General features: G+C 79.8%; 6 protein-coding genes and 2 pseudogenes. 4 read left to right on the forward strand and 4 right to left on the reverse strand.

Annotated features, from left to right (window positions below):
• Positions 1-59: 59 nt before the first annotated feature.
• Both ygfZ and EJA20_RS17585 read right to left on the reverse strand, forming a co-directional pair.
• Positions 60-1,157 carry a CAF17-like 4Fe-4S cluster assembly/insertion protein YgfZ gene (ygfZ, locus tag EJA20_RS17580; protein WP_240675626.1) on the reverse strand — a complete coding sequence of 366 codons (1,098 nt, stop codon included), beginning with the start codon at positions 1,155-1,157 and terminating at the stop codon, positions 60-62.
• A 163-nt stretch (positions 1,158-1,320) separates the two neighbouring features.
• Positions 1,321-1,953: a heme-binding beta-barrel domain-containing protein gene (locus tag EJA20_RS17585; RefSeq protein ID WP_129339821.1), complete on the reverse strand. Its 633-nt coding sequence runs from the start codon at positions 1,951-1,953 to the stop codon at positions 1,321-1,323.
• Positions 1,954-2,153: 200 nt separating this feature from the next.
• Between EJA20_RS17585 and EJA20_RS17590 the strand changes: the two genes are divergently transcribed.
• A complete protein-coding gene (locus tag EJA20_RS17590) occupies positions 2,154-2,522 on the forward strand; it encodes a DsrE family protein (protein WP_129339822.1) in 369 nt (122 codons plus the stop codon).
• Between the two features lie 77 nt (positions 2,523-2,599).
• Here the strand turns inward: EJA20_RS17590 and EJA20_RS17595 are convergent, their stop codons facing one another.
• Positions 2,600-3,484 carry a hypothetical protein gene (locus tag EJA20_RS17595; RefSeq protein WP_129339823.1) on the reverse strand — a complete coding sequence of 295 codons (885 nt, stop codon included), beginning with the start codon at positions 3,482-3,484 and terminating at the stop codon, positions 2,600-2,602.
• A gap of 194 nt (positions 3,485-3,678) precedes the next feature.
• Between EJA20_RS17595 and EJA20_RS17600 the strand changes: the two genes are divergently transcribed.
• Together EJA20_RS17600 and EJA20_RS17605 are read left to right on the forward strand one after the other, a co-directional pair.
• Positions 3,679-4,404 carry a winged helix-turn-helix transcriptional regulator gene (locus tag EJA20_RS17600; RefSeq protein ID WP_129339824.1) on the forward strand — a complete coding sequence of 242 codons (726 nt, stop codon included), beginning with the start codon at positions 3,679-3,681 and terminating at the stop codon, positions 4,402-4,404.
• A 58-nt stretch (positions 4,405-4,462) separates the two neighbouring features.
• Positions 4,463-5,401, forward strand: a complete 939-nt coding sequence (locus EJA20_RS17605) for an alpha/beta fold hydrolase (protein ID WP_129339825.1) — start codon at positions 4,463-4,465, stop codon at positions 5,399-5,401.
• A gap of 151 nt (positions 5,402-5,552) precedes the next feature.
• Here EJA20_RS17605 and nth read toward each other — a convergent pair.
• Positions 5,553-6,191, reverse strand: a pseudogene (nth, locus tag EJA20_RS17610) (endonuclease III); the annotation flags it as partial.
• A gap of 443 nt (positions 6,192-6,634) precedes the next feature.
• Here nth and EJA20_RS17615 point away from each other — a divergent pair.
• Positions 6,635-6,985, forward strand: a pseudogene (locus tag EJA20_RS17615) (hypothetical protein); the annotation flags it as partial.

The raw sequence follows: 6,985 nt of genomic DNA on the forward strand, positions 1-6,985 counted from the left end.
TGCCCCGGCGGCGCGGGGGACGGCCGGGTCCGGGGCCGGTCACCGTCCGGCGGCCGGCGTCACCGGCCGGGCTGGACGCCGAGGCCGCGCGCGACGGGCCCGCGCGGCGCCGGCCGGTCCGCGGAGACGCCCTCCGCCGGCACGACGACCTCCTGGCCGGCGCTGACGGGCCCGCCGTCGGCGTCGACCCGCAGCTCCTCGTCGCCCGGCGCGGAGCGCTTGACGACGGCGAGCGCCACGGGCCCGAGCTCGTGGTGACGGGCCAGGCTCGTCACGGTGCCGACCTCGCGCCCGTCCTGCGTCCGCACGACGGCGCCGGCCTCGGGCAGCAGGTGCCCCGAGCCGTCGAGGTGCAGCGCGACGAGGCGCCGCGGCGGCCGGCCGAGGTTGTGCACGCGCGCCACCGTCTCCTGCCCGCGGTAGCAGCCCTTGTGCAGGTGCACGGCGGTGCGGAGCCAGTCGAGCTCGTGCGGGATGGTGCGGTGGTCGACCTCGCGGGTCGCCCGGGGGCGCCACGCGGCGACCCGGTCGGCCTCCGTCGCCCACGTGCCGACGAGCGTCCAGCCCGCGGCCTCGCGCCGGCGCACCTCCTCGACGAGGTCGGCGCGGGGCACGAGCACGAGGCGCCAGGCCCGGTCGGTGCCGGGGTGCCTCTCGTCGGGCGGGCCGTAGCGGGTGCCGCCGGCCGCCGTGCGGGGCCACGGGTCGCGCCAGGTGACCGGCTCGCCGGGGGCTCCCTCCGCGTCGACGGGCTCGCCGAGCGCCGCGAACGCGTCGGTCTCGTCCGTCACCTCGACCCGCATCATGAAGCGCATCCGGTCCAGCCACGCGGCGAGCGCCGGGGCGGTCTCCGTGAGGAGCCAGGTGGCCTCGCCGTCGTCGACGACCCCGGCCGCGTGCTCGACGTGGCCGTGCGGGTCCAGCACCAGCAACTCCGTCGAGGTGTGCAGCGGCAGCGTCGCCAGGTCCTGCGAGGTGATGGAGTGCAGCCACGTGAGCCGGTCCGGGCCCGCGACGCGCACGACGCCGAGGTGGGACTGGTCCGCCACGGCGCCGCCGCGGGCCAGCGCGCGACCCTCCGCCGACGGGTCGCCGTAGTGCCACGCGACGCCCGCGTCGGGCCCGCCGGCCGCGACCGCGCCCCGGCGGGCGAGCAGCGGGCTCCGGCGGACGGGGGCCTGCCCGTCGGTGCCCGCCGCGCCCGCGCCGGCTGCGGGGCCGCCGACCACCACCGCGGCGACGGGTCCGACGCCGCCGGGCGTGCCGGGTGCTGCTCCGGGGGCCGTCCCGGTCCCTGCGCCTGCGCCGGTCGTGGTCACGTCAGGCCTCCGTCGTGGGGACGCGGGCCAGCCGGGCCGACGCGTAGGACTGCATGGGCTGCCCGAAGGCCGCGAGGTCGTTGGCCCACATGAGCTCGCCGTTGACGAGCCCGTAGAGGCGCTTCGAGGCCGTGACCTCGGCCCCCGTCGCGGAGCGGGCGACCACGTCGCTCACGAGGTCGATCCGCCCCTTGCCGACCGCGCCGACGTAGAGGGCCACGTGCCCGGAGGCGTCGGCGAGCAGGACCTCGACGGGGTGCTGGTCCTCGGGCAGGTCCTCGGGGCGCTCCGGCGGGACGCGCCAGAAGCCGGTCTCCGTGGTCCAGACGGGAGCCTCGGGCTCGGCCGCGGGGCCGGCCGGTGCCGCAGCGCCCGCCGCGGTCCCCGTCCCGGCACCGGCCTCGTCGGACGCCCCGTCGACGAGCGCCGCGGCGTCGTCCGGCGGCACGACGAGGCGCATCGTCGAGCGGTAGCGCAGGTACGGGCCGCCGTCGTGGTCGAACTCGACGGTCTGCGTGAACGTCGACTCCTCGATGCCGGGGTACCCGACGACGCCGGGGCCCTCCCAGCGGCCGACGAGCCAGGCGAGGGGGTAGACCTCGGGCGCGAGCCCCTCGGGCAGGACGAACGTCATCGTCAGCGCTGACCCTTGTACAGCCGCCACACGACGAGGCCCGCGATCCACGCGATGGCGAGCGTCGCCGCCAGGAGCAGGCCGATGTAGAAGATCTCCAGGGCACCCATGCGCCCAGGGTAACGACCGGGCGCGCCCGCCACCGCCCGCCGGCCCCGGGCGCGGCCGCCGCCGTCACAGCCCGCCCCTAGGGTGGGCGCGTGGCCGCGACCCGTCCCCTCGTCGTCAAGTGCACCGCCGGGCCCGAGCGCCCGGAGGCCGCCAACCAGGCGCTCACCGTCGCCGCCACGGCCGTCGCCGCCGGCGTCGACGTCAGCCTCTGGCTCACGGGGGACGCCGTCTGGTTCGCGGTCCCGGGCCGCGACCGCGCCGTGGAGCTGCCGCACGCCGTGCCCGTGCCCGACCTCGTCGCGGCCGTCCTCGCCGGCGGCCGCCTCACGGTGTGCACGCAGTGCGCCCTGCGGCGCGACCTGGGGCCGGCGGACCTCGTCGAGGGGGCCCGGATCGCCGGGGCCGCCACGTTCGTCGAGGAGGCGCTCGCCCCCGACGCGCAGGCGCTCGTCTACTGACCGGGGGTCCGGGATCCTCCGACGGACCCGGGACCGGGTGCCGCCGGGGCGGACCCGGCTGTGGGCCGTGGGCCGTCCTAGCCGACGAGGAGCCGGCCCACCGCGTAGGCGACGACCCCTGCCGCGGCGACGGGCAGGGCGCCCAGCGCGACCGCCGCGCGCCGGGAGCGGGCGTCGACCCCCGCGGGCACCGCGGCGGCCAGCGCCGTCACCGGCAGGGCGGCGACCACCCCGACGAGGAGCCCCGCCACCACGCCGGCACCGCCGCCCACGGCGGACCCGGTGACGAGCGCCCCGGCGGCCGCACCGGCGACGGGGGCGGCGAGCACCGCGGCGCGGGCCGGCAGGCGGCCGGCGACGGGTCCGAGGGTGACGGCCCACGCCGCCGCGAGCGCCAGCCCCGCGGCCGCGACGAGCTCCGCGCCGGAGGGCGCCCGGGCGGACGCGACCCAGCCCGCGGCGGCGACGGCCAGCACGGCACCGGTCACGGTGGCGGCGAGGGACTCGACGAGGCGGGTGCGGCCGTCGCGCCGGAGCATCTGCGCGCCGAACGCGGCGAGCACCGCCGCCGCCAGGACGGGGGCCGCCGGGCGCAGGTGGGGACCGGTGCCCGCGAGCGCGGTCGCGAGGACGGCGCCCGCCCCTGCCAGGGCGGTGACCGCGCCCGCGCCCGCCCGGGCACCCGGCGGCACGTCGGCGACGGCCCCCCAGCCGAGGGCGAGCCCGCCGACGACGAGCAGCGCCGCCGCCGCCACGGCCGCCGGGCCCGCCGTCGCGGCGGCGGCGAGGGCCAGTCCGCCGACGACGCCCACGACCGGCCGCAGGTGGGCCCGCGGGGCGGAGGGCCGGTCCCCCGGGACGGGTGTGTGACCGGGTGTGCGGGCGGGGGTGCGGTCCGAGCCGTGGTCGGGGCCGTGGTCCGGCCCGCGGTCGGGGCGGAGGGGCCCGTCGGCGGAGGTCACGCCGCGCGTCCCGTCGTCCGCGCCGCCCGGCGGGCCCGGCCTGCCGCCCCCGGGCACGACGTAGGGGTGGCCACGGACGTCACGGCCAGGATTCTCGCAGATGAACGGCAGGTGACGAGCGGCACGCGCCCCGGCGGCCCGTGGGCGCCCGCCGGGGCGGTAGCCTGGCGCCACTCGCTGGCAGGAGGTGCCCGGTGGCAGATCTGCTGCTCCTCACCCCCGCGTCCGGAGGCTCCGCCCAGGTGCTGCCGGCCCTGGGGCTGCTGTCCCACCGCGTCCGGGTGCTCCCGGTCGAGCCGTCCGCGCTCGTCGACGCCCCCGACGCGGACATCGTGGTGCTCGACGCCCGGCGCGACCTCGTCACCGCCCGCACCACGTGCCGCCTGCTGCGTGCCACGGGGCTCACCGTCCCGCTCGTGCTCGTCCTCACGGAGGGCGGCCTCACCGTCGTCACCGCCGAGTGGGGCGCGGACGACATCGTGCTCGTGGACGCGACGCCGGCCGAGGTCGAGACCCGCTTCCGGCTGGTCATGGAGCGGGCCGCGGCGTCCGTCTTCGAGGAGGCGCCCCAGGAGATCTCGTCCGGGGAGCTCACCATCGACGCCGGCGGCTACACCGCGCGGCTGCGCGGCCGGGCGCTCGACCTCACCTACAAGGAGTTCGAGCTCCTCAAGTACCTCGTGCAGCACCCGGGCCGCGTCTTCACGCGCGCCCAGCTGCTGCAGGAGGTGTGGGGCTACGACTACTACGGGGGCACGCGCACCGTGGACGTCCACGTCCGGCGCCTGCGCGCGAAGCTCGGCCCCGAGCACGAGCAGCTCATCGGCACGGTCCGCAACGTCGGCTACCGCTTCGACCCGCCGAAGGACCGTCGGGCGGCGGCGCTGGAGGACCGTGCCGAGGCGCGGGCGGACGCCTGACACCGGTGCGGGCGCCGGGGCGTGACCGGCGCGGCCCCCGGTCGGTAGGTTCGCGGCCGTGAGCCCGGTGGACAGCGCGACGACCCTCGTCGAGGGGCCCTGGCGCCACCGGTTCGTCGCCGCGAACGGCGCCCGCTTCCACGTGGCCGTCGCCGGACCCGAGGACCACGACGCCCCGCTCGTCGTGCTGCTGCACGCGGTGCCGCAGAACTGGTGGTCCTGGCGGCACCAGCTCCCGGCGCTCGCCGCCGCGGGCTACCGCGTGGCAGCGATGGACCTGCGCGGGACCGGCGCCTCCGACAAGCCGCCGCAGGGCTACGACGTGCCCACCCTGTCCGCGGACGTGGCCGGCGTGGTCGGGTCGCTCGGCGCGGACCGCGCGGTCGTCGTGGGGTGCGGCACCGGCGGCGAGGTCGCGTGGGGCGTCGCCGCCTACCACCCGCGCGTGCTGCACGGGCTGGCCGCCCTGTCCGCGCCGCACCCCCTGGACCTGCGCCGGGTGCCGCTGGCGGACGTGCGGCCGGGAGCCCTGCGCCGGCTGGCCCTCGCGCAGCTGCCCGGGGTCGCCGAGCGTGCCGCGGTCGACGGCGATCTCGTCGCGCACGTCCTCGCCGAGTGGGGCGGCATCCCGGGCTGGCCCGACCCCGAGACGCTCGCGGCGTACCGCCGGGCCGCCCGCGTGCCGTTCGCCGCGCACTCCCAGCTCGAGCAGCTGCGCTGGCTCGTGCGCTCGACCGTGCGGCCCGACGGCGCCCGGTACGTCGCCCGGCTGCGGGAGAGCCCGCCGGTGCCCGTGCTCCAGCTGCACGGCACCCGCGACGGCCTGCACTCCTCCGGGCGGGCGCCCCTGTCCCGGGACGCGGCCGCCGTCGTCGGGCCGCGGTACCGGTACGAGGTGCTGCCCGGCGCCGGCCACTTCCTGCCCGAGCAGGCGGCCGACCGCGTCACCGCCCTCCTGCTGGAGTGGCTGCCGGGCGTCAGCCCGGTCCCGCGCTGAGCCCCTCGACGCCCGGCTCGCCACCGCCGGCGCCCGCGTCGGCAGCGCCGGCACCCTCGGCCGCGTCCGCAAGGCCGGGCGCCGCCGCCTCGAGGGCCGGCTCCGCTCCCGTGTCCGCACCGTCCTCGCCGCCGGCCGCCGCCGGGCCCGACTTCACCAGGGCCGCCGCCCGGACGGGGTCGAGCTCGCCGATGCCCGCCGACGGGCAGTCGCGCAGCAGGGGGCAGGCGCCGCAGGCGGGCCGGCGCGCGTGGCAGGTGCGGCGGCCGTGGACGATGAGGCGGTGGGAGAGCATCGTCCAGTCCCGCTTCTCCACCAGGGCCCCGAGGTCCTGCTCCACGACGAGCGGGTCGTCGCTCTCCGTCAGCCCGAGCCGGCGGGAGAGGCGCAGCACGTGGGTGTCCACGGGCAGGCCCGGGATGTCGAAGGCGTTGCCGAGCACCACGTTGGCGGTCTTGCGGCCCACGCCCGGCAGCGTCACGAGGTCGGCCATGCGGGGCGGCACCTCGCCGTCGAACCGCTCGACGAGTGCGGCGCTGAGCCCGATGACGGCCTTCGTCTTCGCGCGGAAGAAGCCCGTGGGGCGCAGGACGTCCTCGACGGCCTCCGGGTCGGCCGCGGCGAGGGCGCGGGCGTCCGGCCAGCGCGCGAAGAGGGCGGGCGTCGTGAGGTTCACGCGCACGTCCGTGGTCTGCGCCGAGAGCACCGTGGCGACGAGCAGCTCGAACGGGTCGCGGAAGTCCAGCTCGCAGTGCGCGTCGGGGTAGCGCTCGCCCAGCGCGCGGTCGATGCGCCGGGCGCGCCGCGTGCGGCCGAGGGCCGTCTCGGACGCGAACCGGCGCGCGGCGCGCGGGGGCGCGGCAGGGGCGGACGGGGCTGCGGTGGTGCCTCGGGGTGCCACCGGGCGAGCGTAGGACGGGGCACCCACACGTGCCGGGCAGCGGCCGGACCTGCCCGTGCCGGCTCCCCCGTCCGGCCCCGCCGGGCCGCTGACGTGCGCCGACGGCACCGCACCGGGAACGGCTGCGCGTGCGGCGGGCGGCGGGTGAGCCGCGCGTCGCGGGGGTGACGCCGCCGCCGCGTCCGGGTGACCGCGGCCGGCGTCCCTCGTCGTGCGGGGGGGCCCGGCCGACAGGAGGGCAAGGCCCCGCCGGGCGCCGTCCGCACCCGCGGCCGGCGGTCGGGGCCGGCGACGCGGGGCGGCCCCGCGCGAGCGGACGAGAGGGGCGCGGGATGCCGGGCGGTGCGGAGCGGGGGGTGCTGGAGCTGCGGCTCGACCGCCGCACGCTGCAGGTCGAGCTGGCGCGCACGGGGTGGTGGCGCCGGCTCGTGCGCGCCCGCATCGACGTCGCGCTCGCCGCCGTCGCGCAGCCGGCCACGCTGGGCGGTGCCGCCTCCTTCGCCCTGCCGCCGGCCGTCGCGGTCGGGGTCCCCGCGCCCGCGGAGCTGCTCGCCCTGCTCGGCACGGACCTCGGCGGCGGCGCCGCCGGCCTCCTCGACGCGCTCCCCCGCCCGCCCGCCGGGGCCGCCGACGGCGCGGGGCACCCCGTCGTCGCGGGGGCGCGCGGCGCCCGGGCCGCCGGC

The organism is Cellulomonas endophytica (assembly GCF_004123805.1).
GTDB lineage: Bacteria > Actinomycetota > Actinomycetes > Actinomycetales > Cellulomonadaceae > Cellulomonas > Cellulomonas endophytica.